General features: G+C 53.3%; 14 protein-coding genes. 4 read left to right on the forward strand and 10 right to left on the reverse strand.

The features are described from left to right. Positions 1-112: 112 nt before the first annotated feature. Both ACO08I_RS27705 and ACO08I_RS27710 read left to right on the forward strand, forming a co-directional pair. On the forward strand, positions 113-6,616 hold the full coding sequence (locus ACO08I_RS27705) for a T9SS type A sorting domain-containing protein (protein ID WP_421947746.1): 6,504 nt from the start codon (positions 113-115) through the stop codon (positions 6,614-6,616). Between the two features lie 181 nt (positions 6,617-6,797). Continuing rightward, positions 6,798-7,571 carry an SDR family oxidoreductase gene (locus ACO08I_RS27710; protein ID WP_421947747.1) on the forward strand — a complete coding sequence of 258 codons (774 nt, stop codon included), beginning with the start codon at positions 6,798-6,800 and terminating at the stop codon, positions 7,569-7,571. Here ACO08I_RS27710 and ACO08I_RS27715 read toward each other — a convergent pair. After that, positions 7,568-7,984 (reverse strand): OsmC family protein, encoded by a 417-nt coding sequence (locus ACO08I_RS27715; protein ID WP_282778999.1) that lies wholly within the window; start codon positions 7,982-7,984, stop codon positions 7,568-7,570. The two genes, ACO08I_RS27710 and ACO08I_RS27715, sit on opposite strands and share 4 nt — an antisense overlap. 293 nt (positions 7,985-8,277) lie before the next feature. On the opposite strand from ACO08I_RS27715, the gene ACO08I_RS27720 reads away from it, so the two are divergent. Further along, positions 8,278-8,907, forward strand: coding sequence for a copper homeostasis protein CutC (locus ACO08I_RS27720; RefSeq protein WP_421947748.1), 630 nt, complete (start codon positions 8,278-8,280; stop codon positions 8,905-8,907). A gap of 87 nt (positions 8,908-8,994) precedes the next feature. On the opposite strand, the gene ACO08I_RS27725 is transcribed toward ACO08I_RS27720, so the two are convergent. Next, positions 8,995-10,518 (reverse strand): SusD/RagB family nutrient-binding outer membrane lipoprotein, encoded by a 1,524-nt coding sequence (locus tag ACO08I_RS27725; protein WP_421947749.1) that lies wholly within the window; start codon positions 10,516-10,518, stop codon positions 8,995-8,997. A 36-nt stretch (positions 10,519-10,554) separates the two neighbouring features. Further along, on the reverse strand, positions 10,555-13,629 hold the full coding sequence (locus tag ACO08I_RS27730) for a SusC/RagA family TonB-linked outer membrane protein (protein WP_421947750.1): 3,075 nt from the start codon (positions 13,627-13,629) through the stop codon (positions 10,555-10,557). A 488-nt stretch (positions 13,630-14,117) separates the two neighbouring features. Between ACO08I_RS27730 and ACO08I_RS27735 the strand changes: the two genes are divergently transcribed. Further along, positions 14,118-16,013: an FAD-dependent oxidoreductase gene (locus ACO08I_RS27735; RefSeq protein WP_421947751.1), complete on the forward strand. Its 1,896-nt coding sequence runs from the start codon at positions 14,118-14,120 to the stop codon at positions 16,011-16,013. 30 nt (positions 16,014-16,043) lie between these two features. Here the strand turns inward: ACO08I_RS27735 and ACO08I_RS27740 are convergent, their stop codons facing one another. The 7 genes from ACO08I_RS27740 to ACO08I_RS27770 form a co-directional block, all read right to left on the reverse strand. Next, positions 16,044-17,162, reverse strand: coding sequence for a glycoside hydrolase family 10 protein (locus ACO08I_RS27740; protein ID WP_421947752.1), 1,119 nt, complete (start codon positions 17,160-17,162; stop codon positions 16,044-16,046). 180 nt (positions 17,163-17,342) lie between these two features. After that, positions 17,343-17,873, reverse strand: a complete 531-nt coding sequence (locus ACO08I_RS27745; protein ID WP_421947753.1) for an RNA methyltransferase — start codon at positions 17,871-17,873, stop codon at positions 17,343-17,345. A 26-nt stretch (positions 17,874-17,899) separates the two neighbouring features. After that, the gene (locus ACO08I_RS27750) at positions 17,900-19,369 is read right to left on the reverse strand and encodes a gliding motility-associated C-terminal domain-containing protein (protein WP_421947754.1); all 1,470 of its coding nucleotides are present in this window, start codon (positions 19,367-19,369) and stop codon (positions 17,900-17,902) included. 82 nt (positions 19,370-19,451) lie between these two features. Beyond that, on the reverse strand, positions 19,452-20,885 hold the full coding sequence (locus tag ACO08I_RS27755; protein WP_421947755.1) for a hypothetical protein: 1,434 nt from the start codon (positions 20,883-20,885) through the stop codon (positions 19,452-19,454). Beyond that, on the reverse strand, positions 20,886-22,508 hold the full coding sequence (locus tag ACO08I_RS27760) for a CTP synthase (RefSeq protein WP_282778982.1): 1,623 nt from the start codon (positions 22,506-22,508) through the stop codon (positions 20,886-20,888). Positions 22,509-22,670: 162 nt separating this feature from the next. Then, a complete protein-coding gene (locus ACO08I_RS27765) occupies positions 22,671-24,836 on the reverse strand; it encodes a S46 family peptidase (RefSeq protein WP_421947756.1) in 2,166 nt (721 codons plus the stop codon). Between the two features lie 18 nt (positions 24,837-24,854). Then, complete coding sequence (locus ACO08I_RS27770) at positions 24,855-26,882, reverse strand: Na+/H+ antiporter NhaC family protein (protein ID WP_421947757.1); 2,028 nt, start codon at positions 26,880-26,882, stop codon at positions 24,855-24,857. Positions 26,883-26,940 lie beyond the last annotated feature (58 nt).

Here is a 26,940-nt window from a genome sequence, read left to right on the forward strand (position 1 = left end):
GAGAAAAAAATCCAAAAAAAGACCAAAAATGTACTTGTTGCCCGGCAGGAGGTTTATCATTTTTGTATTGTGATCGAATCCAATCAACGGACCTCAGCGAAACATATTTAAGATGAACCGAATCCTTCAATCCATGAACGCAAAGTACTTTTACCTACTGCCGCTGCTGTTTAGCGCACTCAGCCTGTATGCACAACAGGCTTGTCTAGATTTCGAAGACTTCCCCGCGGGCCCTGCCTTTGGCCCGGCGTTGAATAACCTCCCCGGCGATACACTCTTTGAACAAGACGGGCTGATCGCCATTGCCCGTGAAATTGAGTACTTCAATGGCAATACCGGCTTCGGCAATGCCGCCATTGAAGGGGCAAACGTGAACTGGCTGGACGGGAATTTCCTGTTCATGGGCAATAACGCCCTGGAGTTGCAATATCCGAACGGCGTGCAGCAAGTTTGCTTCGATTTCTTTGATGGGGGAGGAGAAGAGAATTTTTCTGTCAACGGCAGCGATGTGGCCGTGCTCACAGGCTTCCCGGATATTGCCGGTATTGACTTTCCGGGGGTAGAGGTCACCGTTACCCTCGACAGTAGCAGCAACAATACCTTCCTTTCTGCGGGGACCGTTTGTATTACCGGCGAGGTCTTTAGCCTGCTCGTGGGAGGGCAGGAATTTGGGGTGGACAACGTCTGCGCCACTCCTTTTGATACCACAAATTCCGGTAATTGCCTGGAATTCGAAATGATGGATACCCCGGGCTATGGCGCTCAGGCGGGGACACCGCCCGGCACGGTATTTTATACTGAATCTGATGTGGCAATGCGTCTCGCTCCTGTTCAAACCCTGTTCTGGAGCAGCGTGTACGGCGATTTGCGGGTCCGTCAGGTCGCAGACTTTCCGGATTTCACCCAAGCCTCCGGGCAGTTCCTCGAATTTGCCAGCATTAATTCGATCTACGATTTTACCGCTTACCCTGAACCGGTGGAGCAGGTTACGGTCGATTACCACTACACCCCCGATGGCGATGGTACCATCAATTTTGCGGCTAACGGCGCGGCCCTCCTGATTCAGTTTGTACTGGAGCCCGGGTTTTATCCACTGGCCCCCGGAGTGACGCTGGAAGTCGTGCCGGATAACAATATCAATAGCTCAGGACAATTGATCTTCGAAGGCAATGTCCAAAGCTTGCTCATTGGAGGCGTTTCCGGTCTGCATATTGATAATGTCTGCATTAATCCGCCGCCGCCCTGTGACCTGCAGGAGCTCATTGTGGAAGCCGGCGATTGTAATCCCAACGGTGTTTTTGAAGTCACCATTGATATCGAATACGATGGGCTGCCCACAGACACGCTTCAGCTGTTTACCAATGGCAACTACCAGTTGTATGCTGCAGGTGATTTTCCGGTGACCCTAAGCCCGTTTATCGCCCCGACTGATGATATCGAGTTCAAGGTCTCGGCTTTCGGCCAGCCTGATTGTTTTCTGACGAAAGTATTGCCTGCACAGGATTGTGGCGCGGATTGCACGCTGGAAGGCATTGTGATGGAGGGTGACGTTCAGTGTTTCCCCGGCGAAGATATTTACACGATCATCCTGGTGGTCGAAGGGGCGCAGGAGGGGGATACCCTGACCGTTTCAGCTCAGGAAACCAACTACCTGGAAACCCTGATCTACAATGGGCAACAATTGGTGCTTGATCTGCCCCTGCCTGCCGCACAGTTTGAGGTATTGCAGATTTGCGACTTCAATGCCAACGCTGATTGCTGTAAGGAAATCAGCTACGATGTAGGCTGCGCAGACTGTGTTTTTGACAACCTTAGCATCGGCTTTCTACCCTGCGATGGGGACTCCCTCTTTTACTTCGAGCTCGGCTTTGACGCTCTTGGCAACCTCCCAAGTGAATCCTTTAAAGTAGAAACCTCCAACGGGTTCCTGGAAACCTATGCCTATGCCGACCTGCCCGTGACAGTAGGCCCGGTACTGGGGTACGGTGAGCCCATAACGGTTTGGGTATACGATACCGAAGGCGACTGCGGGGCTTCCCAAACGATCATCACGCCGGACTGTGCAGATGGCTGTGTGCTGGAGGGATTCAATTTACTGGTCCCGGCTGCCGGGTGCAACAACGATGGCACCTACAACATCCCGATGACCATTGATAATGCTCAAAACGGTGATGTACTGCAAGTGACTTCCCTGGCGACCGGCTATTCAGAAACATTGACTTATGGTGAGCCCTCACCATTTACCTTACAGCTATCAGGCTGGCCCTCCCCCGGGTCTGGAACAGATAGCTTGTCGATTTGCTTTGCCAATCAGCCGGACTGCTGCGCCTATGTTGACTTTGAAGTGCCCTGTGATCCGGTAGACTGTGGCTTGGAAGCATCGGTGGAGGTGATTGATTGCCAGCCCAATGGCGTGCTGACTTTTTCCGTGACCACTTCGAATGATAACCCTAACGGTGGGCCATTCGTGATGATCAGGATCGGTAATGCTTTCTCGTATGGCCTGGTGGGAATCAACACCACAGTAGAAGTGGGCCCATTTATTAACCCAGGTACGGATCAACTTACTGTATTGGTAGAACAGTGGGGCAATCAGTCGCCCAATAGTGTATTCTGCGAAGTCGAAGTGCCGGTCGATGTGAGCGATTGTAATCCAGACTGTGATATTCCTGATTTTGAAGTGTTCCCGGAGTGGTGTACCGGTATTTTTGGCAGCTATTCTGCATTTATAGACCTGGACGAAGCCGCCCTGAATGGAGCCCCCATAGATATTTTTGTCAACGGAGACCTTCGCTGGAGCGAATATACCGGAGAAGACCTCAGCCTTGATATCTGGGCCATCAACCCGGGAGACGTGCAGGATGTGATCTCCATTTGTTATTCTGAAAACCCGGAGTGCTGTATTTCCAAAGGAGTGGATGCTATTCCCTGCTACTGCTCAGATATCCTGAATATTGTGGCGGAGGCTACGCCTTGTGACGGGGACAGCTACTATGTGGAGCTTGATTTAGTCGCCTCTGATTTTGGAGATATTTTTATTCTTGAAGTAGACGGGGCGTTTTACGGATCCTATACTTTTTCAGAATTGCCACTGACCATAGGGCCATTTGAAGGCAATGGAGCACCCTTGAACCTGTTTGCTTATCCGGACGGGCAGTGTCAGCCTGCAGAAACGACCATAGAAACCCCATTTTGCAATCCGGGATGCGACATCGAAGCCGTATTTGCCGATGCAACAGATTGCAATGACGACGGGAAATACAACCTTGTCCTCGACCTGGAATACAGCGGTGTGCCTACCAGTTTCGAAGTATCCATACCTGGGCTGGGCTACAGCGAGGTATACGGGCTTAATGACTTCCCGGTGACCATCCCGGGGCTGCCCGGCGACGGGGAGACCTATCAGGTGAACATCGGGGCAACGGATTGCAACGCCTTCACGGAAAAGCTTTTTGATGCGCCGGCCTGCAACGTAGGCTGCATCTTCAACAACGTCATCGCCGAGCCTCATCCCTGCGAAGACGGCACCTTCCTCGTTGACATCGAAGTGCAGGTCAATGATCCCGGTGACCTGGGCTACTTCATATTCGCGGACGGGGAAATTTTTGGTCCATTTGACTACAGCGAGCCTTTTGTGACCCTCGGGCCCTTTGCCGGAGACGGGGTGACGGTCTATGACTTTCTCATCCTCGACTTCGCCAATCCCACCTGCTTTGGTTATGTGGAGGTCGGTCCAAAGTCCTGTGACAACGGTGGTGATTGCCAAATCCTTGAGCTTGCTGCAACGCCCCAGGATTGCAATGGGGATGGCACTTATGATTTACTGGTAGATATTGCGGTCGAAGAACCGCAGAACGATTTACTGTTTTGGTTCTACCTCAATGGCGACTATATCGGGCAAAGCACGCTTGCCGCACTGCCGGGAGAGCTGATTAACCTGGAACTGGTTAATACAGAAGAAATCACTTTCAAAGCCTGTATTTTTGATCAGCCGGATTGTTGCAAGGAAGTCGTTTATACCCAGCCAAACTGTCAGGGCGATGCCTGTCTGATCACAGATGTAGTGGCTGAATTTGCCTTCTGCGATGAGCAAGGTTTCTACATGGAGCTCGACTTTGTGTCAGGCAATCAGCCGGAGAACGGGCTCTACAAGATCTTCGGTAATGGCGAAATCTACGACACCCTCAGCTACGGCGATGAGCGCCCGGTAGTGGTGGGCCCGTTTGATCCGTTTACTGACAATATCTATGAACTGATTGTGGAAGACCTGAGCGGAGGAGACTGCAGTGGTTTTACCGAGTTTGTCGCTTTTGACTGCCCGCCACTCATCAGCGGTTGTCTTCCTCTTGAAGCTTATGCACCTTTTGAATCACCCGCGGGTGCAGGAGAAGATATTATTGGCGCGGAGCCCTGGGCTGAACTGATCTACACTACTTTCGAAGATAATGATGCAGGGGCAGTCCGTATTGAAGAAGCAGGGGCTTACCCGGGGTTTGACGCTGCGGAGGGGAAAGTCGTTTCCTTTAGCGAGGCGATATTAGGCATTGTGCTGGAGCCGGTAGCACCCAACGCTCCTCCCCGAACAGTCTCAATCGATTACTTTGAAGGCGCGGCAGACAGTCTGCTGATTTCGCTAGGTGCCGGCTTTGAAGCGGTTTTCCTACCTTTTGTCGATGATGAAATAGCCTTGGAAAACGGTATTACGCTCCGCTTTGAGGTTGTGGATTTCAATAAAGGACGTATGGTTTTCTCCGGGCCGGTGGAAGAGCTTTACTTCAATACTTTTAATCAATACGCCCGCGTTGCCTTCGATAATATTTGCGTAGACGGTATTGAAAGCAACGCCTGCGCGATTGTACAAGCTTCTGCCGAGACAAACGGTTGCTCCGGTGGCGAAGCTTATGATTTGACGGTGGATTTTGCCGTCCAAAATCCTGGAAACGACTTTTTTGACCTGTATAACTCGAATGGTGAACTCATCAATTTCTACAGCATGGAGGAGCTTCCGTTGCTGTTGGAAGGCTATGGGGTTGGTACTGGTGGTGTAGATTCAGTGAAGGTGTGCATTAACGATCAGCCGGACTGCTGCAAGTGGGTCGCTTTTGAAGTACCGGACTGCCTGGGGCCAGACGGAGCGTGCTTGGACTTCGAGCCGTTTGCAGGTTTCCAGAGCCCGCCCGGTGACGGGACCGGTGAGCTGCAGGAGGTGGGCACACAGGGTGGGGTATTCTTTGGCTATTCCCTGGGTGATTTCTGCCTGTGCTCCATGGAAGTTGTCGATTCAGAAGACCTGAATTTCTTCGATCCGGCAGAGGGGCAAGTCGTCGAGTTCACGGATGCGGAGCTGTACTTCGAATTCCCGGAACCCGCAGGTGAGGTCTCCTTTGACTATTCCACACAGGAAACGGAGGTTTACCTGACGGAGGACGACTTCAATGTGCTGACCTTGCTCGATACCCTTACGGCCAATACCCTCGTTACCCTGCCGAATGGCAATACCATTAAGCGCATACCGTACGCCAATACCAATAACTTTTCGGAGGCTTCCCGGATCGTGATTACTGGCGAAGTGACGGTCATGAGAATCCTGGGCACCGGCTTCCTGGATAACCTTTGCTGGTCCCCTGCTACGGAGGAAGTCTGGCCCGGCGATGCCAATGCCGACAACCTGGCGCACCACATTGACCTGCTGTCGATTGGTCTGGGCTATGGCGTATCCGGCCCGGCGCGGGTAAATCAGGATAATTCCTGGAGCCCTGCGGTAGCCATGAATTGGGACAGCACCTTCGCAGATGGCACCAACTACAAGCATGCAGATTGCAATGGCGACGGGGTTATTAATGAGGCGGACCGTATGGTTCTGATGGATAACTATGGCTTATCGCACGGTGTGCCCGAGCCCATCACCGAGCTTCCGGGGACTGATCTGGACCCACCGGCTTTCATTAACTTCCCGGCAGACCAGCCCAGTGGTGCGACCTTCCAGGCCCCCATCCTCATTGGTTCAGCCAATACGCCTGTGCAGAATGCTTACGGTGTAGCCTTTACCGTGCAGTTTGACCCCGAGGTCATCAACCCCGATGAGATCGAAGTGGTGTACCCCACAAGCTGGTTTGGCGAGCCCGGGGTCAACACCCTCACCGTTGATAAAGTCTACCCGGATGGGCGTATTGAGATTGCCATGACCCGGATTGACCAGAACAACGTCTCCGGGCACGGGCAGGTCGCCTACATCATTGGAATAATCGATGATATTGCCGGGCTTACGGAATCGGAAGTATCTGTAGAGAAAACCTTCTGTATCGACCTGGAAGAGAACCGCCTGCCAATTCAGGGGCAGGAAACCATCTTTAAGGTCGTTTCCAATGAAGAGGCAGACTCCGGAAGTGGCGTATTCACCCTCTTCCCGAACCCGGCAACCGATTGGGTCAACATCGTCAGCCCCCACGGGTTTGAAGCCGATCAGATACAACTGCTCAATATGAACGGGCAGGAGCTGCCGGTGCAGGTGGAAGACAACCGGCGCCTGTCGCTGGCGAATCTGCCATCGGGCGTTTACCTGGTCCGGATCACTACCGGGCGGAGTATTGTCCACAAGCGGGTCGTCAAGGAATAAAGGCAACCGGGGTTAGGCACCGGGTGCAGGCATTGTGCCCGGTGCTTAATTCAACCTTACCCTTCAACCGAGTTTATCAAAAGTGGCCGTTCCTTACAGCAGGGAGCGGCTTTTTTGATGGGCAACAAACTACTGCGGGCTTTTGCTGTTCTCAAAACGGACGCAAATACCAACCAAGAACATGAAGCATTGGACACTCAAAGGAAAGACTGCAATCGTTACCGGAGCCAGCAAGGGCATTGGGAAAGCCACTACAGAAGAGTTCCTCGCCCTGGGCGCTGAGGTGCTGTTCCTGGCCCGCTCAGAAGACCTGATCCGCGAAGCTGAAGAAGACTACCAGCAGAAAGGCTACAAAGCATTCGGTATGGTGGCGGATATAGGCGAAGAAAAAGAGCGTATAGCCATCGTGGAGCGCGCCGCTTCGCTCTGGGGCAAACTGGATATCCTGGTCAACAACGTGGGCACCAACGTCCGGAAACCCACCCTGGAAGCCACTTTTGAGGACCTGCAGCATGTAATGGACATCAACGTGGGCACGGCCTTCGACCTCAGTGTCCGGCTGCACCCGCTTCTGTTGAAGGGAGACGGGCCAAGTATCGTAAACGTAGCCTCTATTGCCGGCAAAACCGGTGTAATGTGGACCACAGGCATCTACGCGATGTCAAAAGCTGCGATGGACCGGATGACCAAGTACCTGGCCGTGGACTGGGGCAAGGATGGTATCCGGGTGAATTCAGTAGACCCCTGGTTTATTGCCACAGCACGGGTGGACCGGGTGTTGAAAATCCCGGAGAAAGTCCAGCGCATTAATGATGCCACGCCATTGGGCAGGGTAGGGGAGCCGGAGGAAGTCGCGCGGACCATCGCCTTTTTGGCTATGCCTGCCTCTTCTTACCTGACGGGTTTGAATGTGCGCATTGATGGTGGTTTTTCGCAAGTTGGGATTCAGGGTTAATCCGCCTTTTCCCAACTCCAGGTGATCTCAGCGGCTTTTTCCAGCATGATTTTGACAGAGCAAAGTTTCTCCATAGACATGCTCACCGCCCGCTCTGCTTTATTATCGGCAATATTTCCGTAAAGCGTATAGTGCACATGGATGGCTGTGAAAGGAGATGGTGTTTTAGTGGTATCCCGCTCACCAGTCACCGTTACCTTAATGTCCCGCAATTCCTGCCGCTGTTTACGCAGTAAATGGATGACATCGATGGCGCTGCAGCTGCCCAGGGATGCCAATAGCATCTGCATAGGCCGAAGCGCCTTGTTGTGCCCGCCGATGGAAGGAGAGCCATCGGTTTCGACGGTTAGGCCGTCTTCATTGGCGGCTTGCAGGTGGAAGTCATCGTCCAGGCGGGTCAGTTCTACTTTCATCTCACAGGTTGTTTTTCAGAATAGAGGTTATGAATACAGGTTTTGTATAGACAATTAATAAAGATTTTTCGTCAGATCAAAGAGCGCCCGGAACCTCGACTTCAGAAAGGGAGCCCTTTTATTCCCTTTCTTCGTGTAGCTACGAAGGTGAGGACGTGATGCAGAGCTGGCGGAAAAGATTATTCAGGGGCATACAAAATTTGTGTTCATAACCTCTAATAAGGCTCCAATATCCGGATTGGTTGGCAAAAGGGGAAGGGATTTTCGTTCTTTGCAGGATAAAATGACGAAACATGGAAGGAATCATCCGGGAAGCCTGTGTGGAAACCCTGGAACAGTGCCGCCGGGCTGAAGCGCTTGGTGCTGATCGCTTAGAACTGTGTGCCCGGTTGGACCTGGGCGGGACCACGCCCGACTGGCAGCTGGTAAAGGAGGTATTGAAGCAGGTGCAAATACCCGTAAAAGTCATGATCCGCCCCCGGGGCGGCAACTTCATCTATACCGAAGTTGAAGTGGCACAAATGAGAGCCAGCATTGCCCGCTTCCTCGATTTGGGCGTACCAGGGTTCGTTATTGGCACCCTTACGCCTCAGCATCAGATAGACCTCCCCCTGCTCAACACCCTGTGCGAAGCTATGGAGGGCCGGCCTGTTACCTTCCACAAAGCCATTGATGAAGTACCGGACATGGAAGCGGCCGTCGGGCAGCTCAAAGCCATTCCTAATTTGAAGTACCTTCTGACCTCAGGCGGTGCCCCCACGGCACAGACAGGTCTGGGTCAGCTCCGCAAGCTGTTGAAGTGTGCTGCGCCAGAAATAACGGTCATCGCGGCCGGCAGCATTACAAATACGAATGTTCAGCAACTCCACCAAGTCTTAGGTGGGAGGGAATATCACGGACGGAAGATCGTAGGTGAGCTGTAATCAAAAAGCCCTGCCGCTCATTCGAACGGCAGGGCCCTCGTTCAGCCTGAAGACAGGCTGGTATAACTCCTTAATTCATCATCAAATTTACTTGTCCCACCAAACCGGTACGGAGAAGTGATCTGGGAAGTTGGTTCCCAGGCTTTGCCGGTTCAAGGCATCCTGCATATTAGGATTAACGCCCAGCTCACCCTGAGGCAGTACAAGACGTACCGGTATAGTACCCCCTGTAACGTTGTTCGGGTAGTCAACCGGAGTCAGTTCAGGATACCCTGTACGACGCCAGTTAGAGAAGGTCTCATACTCATTCAGGAAGGTAGCGGCCCAGTACTGCTCACCGATTTGCTGCATGGCATTAGCTTCATCAAATGGGTTGTCAGCAAGGTACTGATCGATTACAGCATCCTCTACTACGATAGAAGCATCGAAGCGCTCCCAGTTCTTCATAGCAGCGCGGATACCATTTTCGTAATGCTGTTGTGCACTACCAGAGTGCCAGCCACGTACAGCCGCTTCTGCCAGCAGCAGTTCAGACTCAGCAACAGTGAGGAACATCATAGGCGAAGAAACCTTTACGATAGCCTGATTGACTGTACTGAAATCATCTGCAGAAGTTCCGGTTGGGTTGTCCAACAGCGTCTCGGTGTCCAGTCCGTTAGGCATACCATTGTGCTCGGTACCATTTACAGGCAGATTACCAATGATATCCAGACGAGGGTCGTTGTGGTCTTTCATCCAGTTGACGAAAGTTGCGCTCAGGCGTGGGCAACCCTCACCGGCAGAACCGTTAGTCAGGTCAAGGACTTCACCGATACCGTTGCGGTTAATACCTTCCGGTCCGTTGGTGTGCTCAATGAAAGCATCTTCACCAGCTTGCAGGGTACCGCCCTGAATGGCTTTCTCTACCCACTTCTGTGCTTCCGCAGGGTCAACTTCAGACATCCGCATGCCGAGGCGGAGCATCATAGAGTAGCCGAAGCGGCGCCATTTACCCTTATCTCCTGAAAAGAGAAAATCTGCTGAACCAAAACCTGGTTGATTCGGATCATCGCTGATTTGAGCAATGCCTTCTTCCAACTCCTTGAGCATATCCTTGTAGATAAACTCCTGAGAGTCGAATACCGGGAAATCAATACCTTCGATAAAGCCTTTTCCGGCTTCAGAGTAAGGGATATCACCGTACACATCCGTAAGGCGGTGGAAGATAACCGTGCGCCAGATGCGAGCCATGCCCAGCATCGTTTGGTCACCAGCAGCACCAGACTCCAGGGTTGCAATAAGGTCCTGAATATCCTTCACTGCCTGCGTGTACTGACGGTCAAAGAGCGAAGAAGAATAACCGGCATTGTAGAAATACTTATCACCAGACCAGTAGCCACAGGTGGTAGCGAGGTGCTGCATCATGGTGGAAGAGTAAATCAGGACCGCCCGCCAGTTCTCATAGCGCTCCCCGGAAGTACGCAACTGTATCCAGGAAAACTGGAAATTCGGATTAATCTCGATGGCTGCGTTGGGGTTGGTGTTCAACTCCGCAAAACCGTCATCACAGGCCGTAGTGGTCAGCATTAAAGCCACCGCCACAAGGGTTATATTTCTGAAAAGTTGTTTCATTTTAAAAAGTTTTGTCAATGAACAGAGGATTAATGCTTAGAAACGGACGCCCAGGTTGAACTGAACGGAGCGCGTTGCCGGCACACCAAACATTTCAAGACCTTGCGCATTGCCTACGTTGTAAGTAGATTCCGGATCAATATTGTCTGCAGCACTGTACAGAAGTCCTACGTTACGTGCACCGATACCAACGTTCAGACCGCTGATCGGCAGGTTGGCAATAACACTTGATGGCAGGTTGTAGGTAAACTGAATCTGACGAAGCTTGACGTAATCAGCGTCGTAAATAAACTGCTCTGTGATGCTGTAAATCCGACCATAGTAATCCTCCACGTCCTCTGCGGGAATGGAGCCAATACCTGTTTCACGTCCTTCCAGCGTTTCTTTATGCAGACCACGCAGGTAGGCAAAAGCGTTGGTAGCAGAATAGATCTTACCGCCCCAACGGGAGTCAATCAGGAAGTTAAGGCTAAAGTTCTTGTAGCGGAATGTGCTACCAAAACCAACCATGGTTGGTGCCACGCCTGTACCAAAGTGGGTGAATTCACCCTGCTGAGGAAGACCATTGTCGTCAAGAACGATTTCACCTGCCTCGTCGCGAACGTATGCAAAACCAGCTACCTGGCTGTATGGTAAACCTTCAACGTGCTCGATGTAAGCAGACCGCGTCCGGCTTTCATCACCACGGATGCTTTCCTCATCGTTGTCAGGGTCAAGCAGGCTCACCACAACGTTGTCGTTGTAAGCGTAGTTCAGGTTGATATCCCAGGTGAAGTCTTGTGTCTTGATAGGCGTACCCGTCAGCAAGAGCTCGATGCCTCTGTTGCTCATTTCCCCAAGGTTTACAATCTTGGAGCCGAAGCCAGAAGTAGAAGACACTGCGGCGCTGATGATGTCGTTCTCTGTAGTCCGGTCGTAGTAAGTCAGGTCAATGCCCAAACGACCGGTAAACAGGCGCATATCCAAACCGAATTCCAATTCCTTAGTTAGGAGCGGGATCAGGTTAGCGTTAGGAATCGAGCCGTTGGTAATACCACCGAGCGCTTGTCCCAGGTGGCCCTGTCCGAAGATTCCATAGGTCAGGTTCAACTGATAAGGAGAAGCCGCCACACCAGGACCGGATCCTGTTGCATAAGACGCACGAAGCTTCAGGAAGTCAATAGTTCTGGGCATTACAAGCAAGTCAGAAAGTACAGCACTCACACCTGCAGAATAGTAGCCCTGATTGTTATCCCCTCCTGCACCCTCGATTGGTGAAGTCAATGTAGAAAACCAGTCGTTGCGGTAGGTACCGTTTACATAAAATGCCCGCATCAGACCAACCTCAGCAGAGCCAAACAGGGAGTTCACCTGCCATTCGCTGAAACCATAGTTTACAGACTGGTTTTGCAGGTTTCCAATCGCATGGAGGAACGGAATATTGAAGTTGTTTCCAGATCCGCCCAAAGACTCAGAGAAGTTACGCTGCTGGTTGCCACCTGCAAAAACGCTAATCGAGATGTTATCCGTTAAATCCTGATCATAACCAAGCAGAAGCTCCGTGTTCAATTCCTGTACCTCCCGCTGCCCTTCAGAAAGCTGGCCACGTGGGCTGTAAGCAGTTCCGTATGGCGTCAGGTTACGGGTACGGTTGGTGAAACGGTCTAAACCAATACGGCCACGGGCGTACAAGCCACCAACGATGTCGTACTGTAGCTGCACCTTACCCATCAGGCGGTCTTTCTTGCTGTCGTTATCGAATTGATGCGCAGCCCAGTAAGGGTTAGTTACGAATACGTTGTCGTTGAACTGCAGCTCTGTGCCATCTTCTCCGGCACCCAGCTTATTAGGGTCCCCCTGAAGTGTTTCCACATCTATAGTAGCCGGCAGTGACCACGCTGTGTAGTTCGCATTACCTGGAGAGTCAGACAGACGAGGGCGGTTGTCTGCTTGCTCATGTACATACATTGCGGAAACCGAGGCACTGAAACGCTCGCTCAGCTGTGCGTTGGTACGCAGAGTGAAGTTGCGGCGGGTCAGGCCAGAGTTTGGCATGATGTCGCTGTTGTCCAGGTTTGAAGCGGAGAAACGAAAGTTTACCTTGTCAGAACCGCCAGTCAAAGTCAGCGTGTTGATAAATGTCAGACCTGTTTCATAGAATCGGTCGATGTTGTCCCCTGCGTCACCGTAGGGCCGCTCTACTCCGTCAAACTGCATGACGTTCCGGTTAGGATCCAAAGGCTCACCCCAGGCGTAAAGCTGCTCTTCCAGCGCCTGGTCTACAGTTGTTGGTGCAGTACCGTTACGGCCATGACCATATTCCCGCTGGAAGTCATAAGTGTTGATGAGCGATTCTGTCCGTACGCTGGAGTTGAACTCTACGCCAATGCCTTTACGCTTACTACCGCTTTTGGTGGTGATAAGAATAACACCGTTTGCAGAGCGATAACCATAAAGAGCAGCTGCAGATGCTCCCTTCAGAACAGAAATACTCTCAATATCCTCAGGATTGATGGAAGAAATACCATCACCTCCGTCAGAACCACCCCACATACCGGCAGAGCCCAGGTTGGTGTTGTCGATAGGAATACCATCCACAACATACAAAGGCTGGTTCGTGCCGGAAAGTGAGTTGTTACCACGGATGACTACCCGTGAAGAGCCCGCAGCACCTGTGGAAGTAGTGGAGACGTTCACACCTGCTACTTTTCCGGAAAGGGAGTTAACTACGTTCATTTCACGTGCTTCAGCAAACCCGGCAGGGTCTACCTCAGAAACGGAGTAGGTCAGTGCCTTCTTTTCCTTTTGAATACCCAAGGCCGTGACAACCACCTCGTCCAGGTTAACACCCGCAGAGAGTTGTACATCAATCTTGGTTTGACTGCCTACCGCCACTTCCTGTGTCTCGTAGCCGGTGTAGCTGAATACCAAAGTGGCATCTTCTCCAACTTTAATGGAGTAGTTGCCGTCCAAATCGGTTAGCACCCCGTTTGAGGTTCCTTTCTCGATGATGTTCACCCCGATCAGGGATTCACCATCAGAGGTGACCGTACCCGTGACGGTCTGCTGTGCCACCAACGGGAACGCCAGCAGCATGGCAAAGCATAGGGTCGTTAGTAGTTTTTTACTCATTGTTTTGAATTTTGTTGATCACAATCATGAAAATTGGTTACAAGGCTTAGTTGATGATATAGTCGCGTTTTCATGACTTTGGGGATACTAAAATAGCAAACCTACCGGTCATGCCAGACAGGTAATGTTCGATGGGAAGGCAGGAAAACTAAAGGCTAAGTCAATTAACCGCCGTTTTTTGCCTGTTTCAGATTTGCGGTTTACAGGTAGGTCAAAAAGCTGGAATTTCCTTTTGGTAATTTTGCTTCCTGCCCTATTTTATCGCTTTCCGGGGACTAATTTATGCATAATTGTTAGATTCGCACAATAAATTTAAGAAAATTGTGTGCGCACACAATTTTGAACATGCAGTAAAGTAGTTGCCGGTTTGTGCCGGAATTTGCACGTTATTGCCTAGTTGTGCGGGAAATACTGTAAACCGTGCTTTTCAGGGCTCACGATTTAGTAAAAGCTGCTGAATTCCTTTCACTAAAAAATGACTTAATAAAATGAAAAAAAACTTAGCCTGCTGCCTGACGATGTGTTTTCTTTCGATGCTGATGGGGTGTTACAGCCCCGATGCACCGGTATCTGATTTGGTATATGATGTGCTGGTTGTCGGTGAGGGCACAGGGGGGACAGCTGCAGCAATTCAGTCGGCTCGGTCCGGTGCGCAGACGGCCCTGGTCAATCCAATGCCATGGTATGGCGGGATGCTGACTTCTGCAGGCGTGAGCGCTATCGATGGCAACCATGAAATGCCGGCGGGGCTGTGGGGGGAATTCCGCTCTGCACTCTATGACTACTACGGCGGCCCGGAAGCTGTCTTTACGGGCTGGGTGAGCAATACGCAGTTTGAACCACATGTAGGGGCGGCAATACTGGATTCCATAATACAAAGGGAAGCCTTGCTGACGCCTTTCCCATCTGCAAGGTGGGATTCGGTCTGGCGCTCCGGCGACCTGTGGGCCGTCCGTACCGTATCCGAATCCGGAAGCACACAGGTTCTGAAAGGCAAAATCCTGGTAGATGGTACTGACCTTGGGGATGTGGCGGCCGCTGCCGGCGCAGACTTTTGGGTGGGCATGGACAGCCGGTCCGAAACCGGGGAAAGCATGGCGCCGGAACAAGCCAATACTATTGTGCAGGACCTGACCTATGTAGCCATTCTTAAAGATTATGGAGAAGGCAAGGCTCCGCTGCTGGAAGCGCCTGAAGGGTACGACCCGGAGGAGTTCTTCTGCCTTTGCCGCAAGCGTTGTGATGACCCGGAGCGTATTGAGTGCGATAAAATGCTGGACTACGGCAAGCTGCCCAATAACAAGTACATGATCAACTGGCCGATTATCGGCAATGATTATTATGTGAACGTGATGGCAATGACCGAAGAAGAACGGGTGGCGGCTTATGAACAGGCGAAAAATCAAACCCGGCAGTTTGTATATTACCTGCAGAACGAGCTGGGCTATACCAACCTGGGCCTTGCAGATGATGAATTCCCCACTCAGGACCGTATGGCTCTAATGCCCTATCACCGTGAAGGCCGGCGTATCAAAGGGTTGGTGCTCACGACTATCAATCATATCAAAAGCCCTTACGATAACGATCCGCCCCTATACCGGACGGGTATTGCTGTGGGGGATTACCCGGTCGACCACCATCATGAGAAAAATCCGGAAGCTCCGGAGATTGACTTTCCCAAGGTACCTTCCTTCAATATCCCGGCGGGCAGTTTAGTCGTTCAGGGAGTACCCAACCTGCTGATGGCCGACAAAGCCATTTCGGTAACCAATATCGCCAATGGCTCCACCCGCTTGCAGCCGGTGATCCTGCAGGTAGGGCAGGCGGCTGGCCTGATGGCGGCAATGGCTGCTCAACGAGGGCAGCGTGTGTCAGATTTGCCCGTGCGCGAAGTGCAGCAGGGCGTGCTGGAGGCCGGTGGTTACCTGATGCCTTACTACGATGTAAAACCCGGCGATCCCCACTTCGAAGCCATTCAACGGATCGGTGCTGCCGGTTTGCTGGCAGGCACAGGCGAGCCTTACAAGTGGGCCAACCGCACCTGGTTCTACCCGGATTCCATCCTGACAGACACTGCTCTGGCACAGGGCCTAATCCGGCTGGGCATGGAATGGAACGAAAAGACCGACGGGGCTCCCGTTACCTTAGCTCAAGCCAAAAACGCACTGGTCCAACTGGCAGGGGCACTTTCGCTGGAGGTTGCCTGGCGGGGCAAACCTGATGCATTTGAAGCGGCTGTGGCAGAAGTGGATAAGGCTGCCGGGCTCAACCTGCCTGAAGCAGAAGCCCCAATCACCCGACGGCAATGGTCCGTGTTAGCGGATGAGCTGGTACGCCCCTTTCAGCAGCTACCGGTTACGTTTGAAGGGGGACTGAATAAGTAATTTGATTAGCCTCAGCCTGTCAGGCCGGGGCTAATACAGTTCTTCAAAAAAGGCCTCCTGCCTTTTCAGCCCTTCATAAAAGAAGAAGACTTCGCCCTCCAATCCGAGCGAGCGGTTGTGTTCCACCATTTGGCGGAGCAGGGTGTCGGAGGCGATATAGTCCCCGACTTTGAGCAGGATGCCGGGGGCGAGCAGATGATGCTGCTCTGGCGCGACCTGTTCATTAACGATGGCATTGAGTGCTGAGCGGTAGGCTTCAATATCGTAGCGGTAGACCTGCGGGCAGATTTCATCCACCCAGCCATTTTTTACCCATGTCGGCCAGTCCTGCAGGTATTCGAATTTACTCCAGGGATAGATGCTGGGGGAGAAGGACAGGGTCAGCGTGCTGTCCAGGGCCCGAAGTTCCCGGCTCATCCGTCCCATGAAGTCGTTGAGACGGTTGGCGCGCCAGTCCACCCAGGCTGTATCCTTGTAATTCATCGGCGGGCGCTGCCCATCGTGTTCTGTTTGGTAAGCGGCTACCGTGAGGCTATCGTACCCGGCCAGCGAAGGCAGAGCGGGCAGTCGGTCGTCGCCCTGAATGCCATCTACATCGTACTTTTCCACTACCTCTTTTACCAGGCTAAGCACAAAGTCCTGCACTTCCGGATCAAAAGCGTTCATCCATTGAAACCCATTTTTGGAGACGATCTGCCCGGCGGAGTCCCGGGCGGCCCAATGTGGCTTTTGCCGGAGCAGGTAGCCCCCATCCGCTTCTTTATAAGAGCTGGCGAATCCAAACTCAAACCAGGCAACCACACGGATATTTTTAGCATGAGCGAGGTCAATGAGCTCCTGCAGCGGGTCGCGCCCTCCGAGCTTGGGGTCAATGCGTACGCCAAAGGTTTTTTCCATAACCGCACTGGGGTAGAGGGTGTAGCCCCGGTTCCAGGTGACGGTATAAATGGTGTTGAAGCCCAGGCGGGCGCAGTGCTCCACTGCGGCTTCCAGCCCGGTTTTGGAAAAGAGGGCGTCACTGTCTACGTTGGTCAGCCATACGCCGCGGGTGGGGTGGGGAGTGGGCTCCGCTGCCTCCTGAGTTTTGGAGTTGGAACAAGCGGTCAGCGCCAATAAGGTGAGGAGGATTGGCAAGAGGGTCTTTGTCATCCGTTTTTTGACAAAGCTACTAAAGGTTTTTCGAACACCGGGGTACGCTCTGACTGCCATAGTCCTGACGGAGGCGGTACTTTCCCCCGGTGTTCTCGGTTGGTCTTGTTAGGACGCCCGGCGAAGGGACCGACTTCGTTGTTCTCGAACTACGTCGGACAGGGAGAGCGCCGGGTGTCATCAAAACCGCCACTGCCTGGTGACCTCCCAGCAAACGACTCCTACGCAGACCGCAATATTCAGGGAATGCTTGGTGCCATACTGTGGTACTTCCAGGCAGCCATCAACCTGTTCCATCGCGGCATCGCTGACGCCTTCTACTTCATTGCCGAAGACCAACGCAACTTTCTGATCCTCCTGCCAGCGGAAGTCCTGCAACCAGGTCCGCTCATCTGCCTGCTCTACGGCCAGCACAGTATAGCCCTGTCCCTGTAGCTGTTTAATGGCAGCAATGGTGTCTTCATGGTAGCTCCAGCTGACCGATTCGGTAGCTCCGATGGCCGTCTTCAGAATTTCCCGGTGCGGCGGGCGGGCGGTGATGCCGCAAAGGTGGATGTGTTCCAGCGCAAAAGCATCAGCAGTCCGAAAGGCAGCCCCGACATTCAGGCCGGAGCGGATATTGTCCAGCACAAGTACCACAGGGGCTTTGGGCTGTGCTTTGAAGGTGTCGATATCAGGCCGGTTGAGTTCCTGAAGTTTGAGTTTGCGCATGAGGACTGTTTTTTGTTTTGAATTTTTTATCGAAGGAGCTGCACGCTTCCCCTCCAGATGCGGTTGGTCCCATCCTTCAGGGCAAGTACAGCCTGGTAAACGTAAAGCCCGTTATTACAGGGCACTCCTGCCCGTTGGCCATCCCAGGTATCATTGGGCACGCGGGAACGAAAGACCAGGCCGCCCCACCGGTCAAAAACTTCCAGTTGGAGGACCTCCTGCACGCAAGGTCCGAAGAAAATCTCAAAGGTATCATTCCGGCCGTCGCCGTTGGGGGAGAAACCCGTAGGAGCATAGATATCCTCACAGGGCGGTATGATGATCCGCTGTTCAAGCGTATCGGTACAGCCGGTGAGGCTGTCGCGTACTGTAGCCAGGAAATTGGTGGTTTCGAACAGGGTCGCTGTTGGCTCGGGGCAATCACTGCAATCCAAAACATTATCGGGCTGCCAGGACCAAATCAGAGGCCCAACCCCGACGCCACTCCCTTGCAACTGAACGGATTGCCCGGCGATAATGGTATCTTGTGAAGCCTGCACACTGGCCTCAAAATCAACGGTAGATAACAGCAATTGCACCACGCTGTCGCACCCCAGGCTGCTCAGTAGCGTATCGGTGTAAAAACCAGGCTTATCGTACCATCGGTCACCAACAGCAAAGGCCTGCCCGGGGCACAGGAAAGTATCCAGCAACACCTCGTCTCCAATGCCATCAATGATTTCAGTGATCAAAATGCTGTCGTTGCAAAATGGGGCACCTGGCAGAGTATCCCTGTAGATGCCGGGCTCTGGAAATTCCCGCCCGTCAATAATCAGAGGGGTACTGGTACACAGGGTAGCCGTCTGTTCCCGCACCGGATTACAAATGCGCAGGCTGATATCGTCTATAGCGAAATCATTGCCGCAGTCGCCAGGCGCAAAATTAAGGATACTGAGCCGAAGGGCATCCTGGTCTTCCGGCAGGGTGAAAACTATGCCAAACCGGTTCCAGCTCAGGATTGGAGTGGTCGGTAAGTTTCCGGTCGAGAGGCTTTCCAACAGTTCCTCATCATCCGGGTCACGGAGCTCAAAGCGGATACTGGGCTCCGTGCTTTCCCCACCGCATGCTGAGGGCGTAACAACATTGGTTATGTAGGCACTGAATTCATACCGGGTGCCGGGGCAAAGCCCGTCAATAAGGAGGCTGAAAAACTCACCCGGAGTATCAGCCGCATCAAAAAGGAGCATATACCCGAACCCGTCATCCGGGGTATTGTCCAGTCCATCGTGCCAATTTGCCCCATTGAGCTGAGTGCGGTTCGTGACCATGTAGGTGCCGGCCTGGGGGCTCCCGTCGTTGTAGCTGTAACTGGTTATGCCGGATGGCAGCGGTGGCCCGAAGTTGGGGCCCTGCCCAAAACCTTCGGACAGGGCGGCGGCACCGGGCTCGCCTTCGCAAAGCTGAGCGGATGCCAAGGTAGGAAATGCAAGAACAACGAAAAGTAGCCAGAACTTCATGGGGCTTATGGTTTATCGGTAATTATAGACGAGAATCCGACAAAATTGTTGACAGTAGCCTGGTCTTTCTTTACGCTGATCCTCAGGGTTTACCAAATAAAACGAGCTCCACACCGCCCCTTTCCAGCTGTTTTAGGACCGTCCAGCCTGATTGAAGCTGCTCCAGTTCCCCATCCGAAAAATCATTCATCACATTGGAGTAAAGGATGTAGCGCTGTTTGGATAAATCCTTTGGCGCAAAGCCAGATGCCCTGTCGGATAAATCTTTGAAATACTGTGGCCCGGTTTCCGGGAAGGCAGCACCTACGGTCTCCAGCGGGATGCCCTGCTCATCCAGATAGGCGATCATCTGGTCTTTAAGGCGGTAGTAAGGCAGGTGGGCGAGGGTAGTGTCCCAGCTTTGGGCAATGTGGTCAGGGTATACCCAGAAGTGCCCGGTAAGCAACCCGGTGAACAACAACGCAAACAGGCGGTCCTTCCAGATACGGTTCCACGAGCTTTGAGCAATAGCCGTGAAGGCGAGGAGTAATGCTGCAAGCAATAAAGGTAGCAAATACCGGTGTTGCTGCAGCCCGCTGTACAGCAGAAAGGTGGGCGTGAGCAAAACCAAGCTGATACCGGCCAGCCATAGTGCACTTTGGACTTTTGGATGGCGGAAGGTCGTTGGCTTTCGCCAAATCACCAGCCCCAGGGCCACCCAGCTGAACACCATGCCATAATCGGCCAGCCGCCAGCCCAGGACCAGCCCGTTTTTGAGCAGCCCGCCGAGGCCCACCCGAGCGAAACTTGGCGCCCATTCGGAACCAGCATGGTAGCCGATCCAGCCTTTTTCCAGATAATGGTAAAGCAGGAAAGCCAGGGCCAGCAGCCCGGATGGAAGGTAGGGCGGGAGCGTTTTCAGAACACTATACAGGTATGTCATCGGCTTGTTTGCGGCTCGATTGAGCATTGAAAAGCGCAGATACAGCTCAAACAAAAACAAAATCACGACCGTCATCATCCCCCGGGTACTGACAGCAGCGAGCAGGAGCGCACCAAGAGCCAATGCCCAGTCTTTTTGGTAAAGCACACCAAATAAACCCAGCAGAAAGCCAAACGCCAGCACCACATCCGGGCTGACCAGTACCAACTGCCCGGACAGCGGTGGCAAGGCCAAAGCCAGAAGAGGGAATGCCCATCCCCGGTTCCCGCCAAAGTGCCGCCCCACCGGGAACAACAGCCCCACAATGCCTAGTACAAAAGGCAGCATTGCCCAGTGGCTCACCGCCAGCGATTTTCCAAACAGCATCCACGTAGCCGCCAGGTACATCCCGAAAAACGGCGGGTGCCCGCTGTCAATGTCATCGGGCAGCAAGAGCTGAGCAAAGCCGGTATGGTAATAATGGTGAGCATGCTTGGAACCGAGTTGTATCGTATCCCAGAAAAATGGAAAAGGGCTGCTGTACGCAATCCCCAAAACGGCTGCAGCCAGCAGTGCCGGCCGCAGCCACTTTTCGGTCCGGGTGGGCGGTACCAATTACTGCTCCGAGTTGTACTTCCGGTCCAGCGCTGCTTTCACGAAAGCCACAAACAGGGGCTGTGGTACTTCCACTGTGCTCTTGAGCTCCGGGTGGAACTGCACGCCAACGAACCAGGGGTGGTCTTTGATTTCCACAATTTCCACCAGGTCCGCGTCCGGATTAATACCGGAAGCGATCATACCTGCCTTTTCCATGGCCTCCCGGTATTGGTTGTTGAACTCGTAGCGGTGGCGGTGGCGCTCGCTGACTTTCAGGCTGCCGTAGGCTGCACTGGCTTTGCTCCGGCGGCGGATTTCACAGGGGTAGGCGCCCAGGCGCATGGTGCCACCTTTTTTGGTGATCTTTTTCTGGTCGGGCATCAGGTCAATAACGGGGTGGGGCGTACCGGGATCGACTTCGGTGGAAGAAGCACCCTCCAGCTGCATGACGTTGCGGGCAAATTCCACAACGGCGCACTGCATGCCCAGGCAAATGCCAAAGAACGGTACCTGCTGTTCCCGCACATATTTGATGGCATTGATCTTCCCTTCAATACCGCGCTCCCCAAAGCCAGGGGCTACCAGCACACCATCAAAATCCCGCAGCCGCTCGGCTACCTCTTCGGGCGTGCCTTCCAGCTGTTCGGAGTGAATAGGGTGGACTTTTACCTTGCACTCATTTACAGCGCCGGCGTGAACGAAAGATTCGTGTATGGATTTGTAGGCATCCTGCAGCTCGTTGTACTTGCCCACCAGGCCGATGTTGATGGCGTAGGTAGGGTTTTTGAGTTTTCCCAGAAAGTTTTTCCATGCATTGAGCTGTGGCTCCTGCCGGTCCTTTAAGCGCAGACGGGTGATAGCTACTGTATCGAGCTTTTCGCGCAGCATCAGCAGAGGCACATCGTAGATACTCTCCGCATCGATTGCTTCAATAACGGAGCCCACATCCACATTACAGAACAGGGCCAGCTTACGGCGGATTTCCATGCCAATGGGGTGCTCCGTGCGGCACACCAGAATATCCGGTTGAATACCGGTATTCAACAGTTCCTTCACAGAGTGCTGTGTCGGCTTGGTCTTCAGCTCCTTAGCCGCATTCAGGTAGGGGATGAGGGTCAGGTGAATGACCAGGCAGTTGTCGGTGCCGAGCTCCCACCGCAATTGCCGCAGAGCTTCCAGATAGGGCAGGGACTCGATGTCGCCCACCGTACCGCCCAACTCGGTAATCACAATATCGTATTCATTGGTAGCGCCCAGGAGTTGCACCCGCCGCTTGATCTCATCGGTAATATGGGGAATGACCTGCACGGTTTTGCCCAGGTAGTCGCCTGCCCGCTCCTTCTCAATCACCGTCTGATAAATCCGGCCGGTGGTCACGTTATTGGCCTGGGAAGTAGGCGTGTTCAGGAAGCGCTCGTAGTGCCCCAGATCGAGGTCCGTTTCCGCCCCGTCATCGGTCACATAGCACTCCCCGTGCTCATAGGGATTGAGCGTGCCCGGGTCTACATTGATGTAAGGGTCGAATTTTTGAATGGTCACGGAGAAGCCCCGCGCCTGCAGCAGTTTAGCCAGTGAAGCTGCAATAATACCTTTACCGAGGGAAGAGGTGACCCCGCCCGTAACAAAGATGTACTTGGTCATGTGAAATTTCTTTGGTAGATGCTGGTTGCCCAACAGGTTGTTTTGTTACGGGGTACAAAGGTAGGGAAAAGGGCCTTAGAATGGGAAGAATCCGGGCAGTAAGTGAAACGGGGTATGCCGATAATCGGCATGCCCCGTTCCAATAAACAATAAATCAGCCGTTTACCCTTTCTTCGGGTGCACCAAAGTCATTTCGTCCACCAAATGACCGGCACCGGCAAATTTGTCGATGACAAACAGGATGTAGCGTGCATCTACCATAATATTGCGGCAAATGGAGGCATCGTAGTTCAGGTCGCTCATCGTGCCCTCCCAGGCGCGGTCGAAGTTGAGGCCGATGAGATTGCCGTAGGCATCAATAGCCGGGCTGCCGGAGTTGCCGCCTGTAGTGTGGTTGGTACCGATAAAGCAGACCGGCATTTTGCCATCTTCTCCGTAATCACCGTAGTCCTTCTTCTGGTAAAGCTTGCGCAGGCGCTGTGGCACGTCAAATTCGTAGTCGCCGGGCACGTACTTTTCCATGACCCCATCGAGGTAGGTGACGGGCTCGTAGCGCACAGCATCGCGGGGCTGATAACCGTCGACTTTGCCGTAGGTAACGCGCAGGGTGCCGTTGGCGTCCGGGTAGAAGCGGCGCTCAGTGAAAACGTCAATTTGCGCGCGCATGTACTGCTGCTGAAGATTATCAATTTCGGCTTTGATGTCCCGGTATTTGCCCGCCACATTATTATCGTTGTAATCAGAAATAGCACGGGCCAGCGCATAGGCCACATCATTTTTGATGAGCTTAATCAGCGCCTCCGGGCCCTCTTCCATAGCCAGTTCCAATACGCCCGGGCGGGCCAGCTTGCTTTTCAGATAGATCATGGAGGCCAGCTTATCAGCATCCTTGCCGGCTTCCACATAGCGCTCTACGGCAAATGGCGCCTGATGCTCATCGGCGATTTCTGTAAAGTAGTAATCCATGAGCGTGGCGAAAACGCCCTGATCCACCGAAGGCTCATAGTCTTTATAAAAATCCTCTACAAAATCTTCAAGGCGGCCCATTCGGCTTTCCACCATTGGTGCTCCGCTGGATTCATACATTTTGACAACGCTATGCAGGGTGTTGGCCAGTCGGAACAGCTCAATATTGCGCCCGGCGATTTCCCCAACTGCGGTATTGGTCGCGGCGTAAGGCTCAAGGTCGCCGTACAAGCGCTCGAAGCTGCTCAGCAGGCTGCCGTACTTTTCACGCCATTCAGGGTTGCCCATCACGCGTTCCCTGAACTCTGCTTCGTAGGCTTTTTTGCGGCCTACGCCGTCCGTTGCCTTGATACCCTGATTCTCACCGATCCACTTTTTCCAGTAGTTGGCGATGCGGGACTGCTTGGAGGCGTACTTGATACGTACTCCCGGGTCAGCCTGCATAGCGGTATTAACGACATTCAGGGCACGGTCGCGGATGCCGATCCGAATGGGGTTGACCACATCCACCCGCTGCTCAATAGCAGCAGCCGGCAGGTATTCTTCGGTACGCCCGGGGAAGCCAAAAACCAATGTGAAGTCGTCTTCTTCCACGCCATCCAGAGAAATCGGCAGGTGGTGGCGGGGCTTGAAGGGCACGTTCTCCTCACTATACTCGGCCGGCTTGTTATCCGGGCTGGCGTAAATGCGGAAAAGGGAAAAGTCGCCGGTGTGCCGCGGCCAGACCCAGTTGTCAGTATCCGCACCAAACTTACCAATAGAGGAGGGCGGCGCTCCCACCAGGCGGATATCCCGGTAAGTCTCCGTGACGAACATGTAGTATTTGGTGCCCTCAAAGAAGTCGCGCACCATGGCTTCCTGATAGTCTTCCATTTTAGCGGCAGCGGTCACTTCCTTCGTGTTTTTGTCTACCCATGATTGCCGCATTTTGGCGTCCATATCTTCTGTGACGTTGTTCAGGACCAAATCCGTCACATCCTCAATACGGACGATAAAGGTGACAAACAGTCCGGGATTGGGGATTTCCTGTTTCCGGTTCATGGCCCAGAAGCCGTCCTCCAGGTAGTTGTTTTCCAGAGAGGAATGGCTCTGAATCTGTCCGTAGCCGCAGTGGTGGTTGGTCAGTACGAGGCCCTGATCGGATATGACCTCCCCGGTGCAAAAGCCGCCAAAGTGGACAATCGCATCTTTCAGGCTGCCTTTATTGACGCTGTAGATGTCCTCGGCAGTCATTTTCATGCCCATGCTCTGCATTTCCTGCTCGTTGAGCTGGGCCAGCAGCAAGGGTAGCCACATGCCTTCCGTGGCTTTTACATAAGTGCTGAGGCAGATCGCCAGCAGCAGAATCCAAACATTCTTCATGGTTATACTTTGGTTATGTTAGTCAACTAATTTCCCGAAAGTGCGCACTATGCCAAACAAGACCGTAAGCCCAATGACCAGCAACAGCAGGCAAATGCCCCAGCCGCCACCTAAAAAGGTAGACAGCCCGCCTGCAACTAATGCCACCGCCCCTACCGTCAAAGCATAAGGCAGCTGTGTGCGCACGTGGTCAATATGGTTGCAGTCTGATGCCAGGGAGCTGAGAATGGTGGTGTCTGAAATCGGCGAGCAGTGGTCGCCCAGCACCGAAGCGGCCAGCGTCGTAGAGATCACATTGAATAAAAGCTCCATAGCGGCCTCTGTTTCCACCCCCTGTGCCACACAAATCGCCCAGGTGGTGGGGATTGCAATAGGATAGAGAATGGCCATGGTGCTCCAGCTTGAGCCCGTGGAGAAACTGATCACCGCTGCCAAAATGAAAATAATGACCGGCATGACAAACGGGTTGATGCTGTCCTGTAGTGCGGAAGTGAGGAAGGTTGCCGTATGCAGTTCCTCGGTGGTGGCTGCCAGAGACCAGGCCATTGTGAGGATGAGAATGGCCGGCAGCATAGCTTTAAAACCGGTGATCATGGTGGAAATGGCGTCTGCCAGCCCCATGATACGACCGCCTACAGTAAGAAGGATGGCGGCGATCACGCCCGAAAGGGAAGCCCACAGCAGAGCGACATAGGAATCGGAATTTCCGATCAGCTTGCCCACCTTCATCAAAAAGGAATCGCCCACATCCGGCAGGGCGCTGATGCTGCCCCACACTGCCCCCCAGCTTTGGGATGCCGGTGCCAGCCCCGCATCAAGCAGTTCGCCGTAAGTGCTTGCCAGCCCGGTATCGATGAGCCCGTAGAGGGTAATCAGAATGACCAGCGCAACGGGGATAACAGCATTGTACCACTTTAGCGGTGCCCCGTCAATGGGGTCCAGGTTTTCCATATCCTCCTCAGCTGCGGCGCTTCGCTTGGTGAACAGCTCGCCCGTTTCCCGCGCCCGTTTCTCCGCAGCGTACATGCCGCCGAAGTCCCGTTTGGTGTAAACCAGCATGAGGATGAAAGCCAGGGTCATCACCGGGTAAAAGGAGTATTTCAGAGAACTGATGAAGACCCCGTAAGGCGTCAGTCCCAGGTCCGTACCCGTTTTTTCAGTGATCTGCAGCAAACCATCATCAATGTAGCCCAATTCGGCTCCAATCCAGGTGGTAATAAAAGCCACAGCCGCCACCGGTGCCGCCGTACTGTCTACGATGTAGGCCAGTTTTTCCCGGGAGACCCTGAATTTATCCGTTACCGAACGCATGGTGTTGCCTACGATGAGCGTATTCGCATAATCATCAAAAAAGATGGCCACGCCCAGCAGCCAGGTAATGAACTGTGCACTGCGGGGAGAGCGGGCGTAGCGCGAAAAGGCCAGTACCACTCCGGCCATACCCCCGTTTCGGGAAATAATGGCCACCATGCCGCCTATTAGTGAGGAAAAGACAATAATAGCCAGGTGCCCGCTGTCGGCCAGGGCCTGAATGACATAGCGTTCTACGACATCAAAAAGGCTCAGCAGGGTATAGTAAAGGGATTCAATGCGCATACCTCCGGCAATAAAGGCACCCACCCAAACCCCAACGAACAAAGAGACGATGACCTCCTTGAATATCAGGGCCAGCAGGATGGCGATAAGCGGGGGCACCACCGACAGCCACATCGGGATACGGCGCAACCGGGGCGTACCATCATTGCGGGCAGATAAGTGATAAAGCCGGTAGCCTTTGCCAGCATGCTGAATGAGCAGCAGCGCTCCGCGCTGGGACAGCTCAACCGGTAGTTTGGCTTCTCCCCGTATAAGCGGCAGAGTATGTTTGGTGCTGTTGATTTCGAGGGCGAGGGAATCCCCGCTCTGGGCCGAAGCGAAAACCAGGTGGTCCCGACCGGCACGCAGCTGGTAGTCTTTGCCGAGGGAGGGAGCCGTGCTTTGCCCAAAGGCAAATATGGTAAGCGCACTGCAAAAGAGTAGAAAAAGGTACCGGTAAGCGTTTTTCATGCTTGCTTTTTAATAAATTCAGCCGCCGTAAAGCAGGGGCAAAGCCATAACTCCTGCG

Origin of the sequence: Phaeodactylibacter xiamenensis (assembly GCF_965229835.1) — a bacterium.
Lineage (GTDB): Bacteria > Bacteroidota > Bacteroidia > Chitinophagales > Saprospiraceae > Phaeodactylibacter > Phaeodactylibacter xiamenensis.

What these genes read in the sequence shown, in the direction of transcription:
- ACO08I_RS27725 (WP_421947749.1), bottom strand. Translation starts at nt 10,518, where the DNA reads ATGAAACAACTTTTCAGAAATATAACCCTTGTGGCGGTGGCTTTAATG.
- ACO08I_RS27720 (WP_421947748.1), top strand. Translation starts at nt 8,278, where the DNA reads ATGGAAGGAATCATCCGGGAAGCCTGTGTGGAAACCCTGGAACAGTGC.
- ACO08I_RS27770 (WP_421947757.1), bottom strand. Translation starts at nt 26,882, where the DNA reads ATGAAAAACGCTTACCGGTACCTTTTTCTACTCTTTTGCAGTGCGCTT.
- ACO08I_RS27750 (WP_421947754.1), bottom strand. Translation starts at nt 19,369, where the DNA reads ATGAAGTTCTGGCTACTTTTCGTTGTTCTTGCATTTCCTACCTTGGCA.
- ACO08I_RS27760 (WP_282778982.1), bottom strand. Translation starts at nt 22,508, where the DNA reads ATGACCAAGTACATCTTTGTTACGGGCGGGGTCACCTCTTCCCTCGGT.
- ACO08I_RS27745 (WP_421947753.1), bottom strand. Translation starts at nt 17,873, where the DNA reads ATGCGCAAACTCAAACTTCAGGAACTCAACCGGCCTGATATCGACACC.
- ACO08I_RS27705 (WP_421947746.1), top strand. Translation starts at nt 113, where the DNA reads ATGAACCGAATCCTTCAATCCATGAACGCAAAGTACTTTTACCTACTG.
- ACO08I_RS27740 (WP_421947752.1), bottom strand. Translation starts at nt 17,162, where the DNA reads ATGACAAAGACCCTCTTGCCAATCCTCCTCACCTTATTGGCGCTGACC.
- ACO08I_RS27730 (WP_421947750.1), bottom strand. Translation starts at nt 13,629, where the DNA reads ATGAGTAAAAAACTACTAACGACCCTATGCTTTGCCATGCTGCTGGCG.
- ACO08I_RS27765 (WP_421947756.1), bottom strand. Translation starts at nt 24,836, where the DNA reads ATGAAGAATGTTTGGATTCTGCTGCTGGCGATCTGCCTCAGCACTTAT.
- ACO08I_RS27735 (WP_421947751.1), top strand. Translation starts at nt 14,118, where the DNA reads ATGAAAAAAAACTTAGCCTGCTGCCTGACGATGTGTTTTCTTTCGATG.
- ACO08I_RS27710 (WP_421947747.1), top strand. Translation starts at nt 6,798, where the DNA reads ATGAAGCATTGGACACTCAAAGGAAAGACTGCAATCGTTACCGGAGCC.
- ACO08I_RS27715 (WP_282778999.1), bottom strand. Translation starts at nt 7,984, where the DNA reads ATGAAAGTAGAACTGACCCGCCTGGACGATGACTTCCACCTGCAAGCC.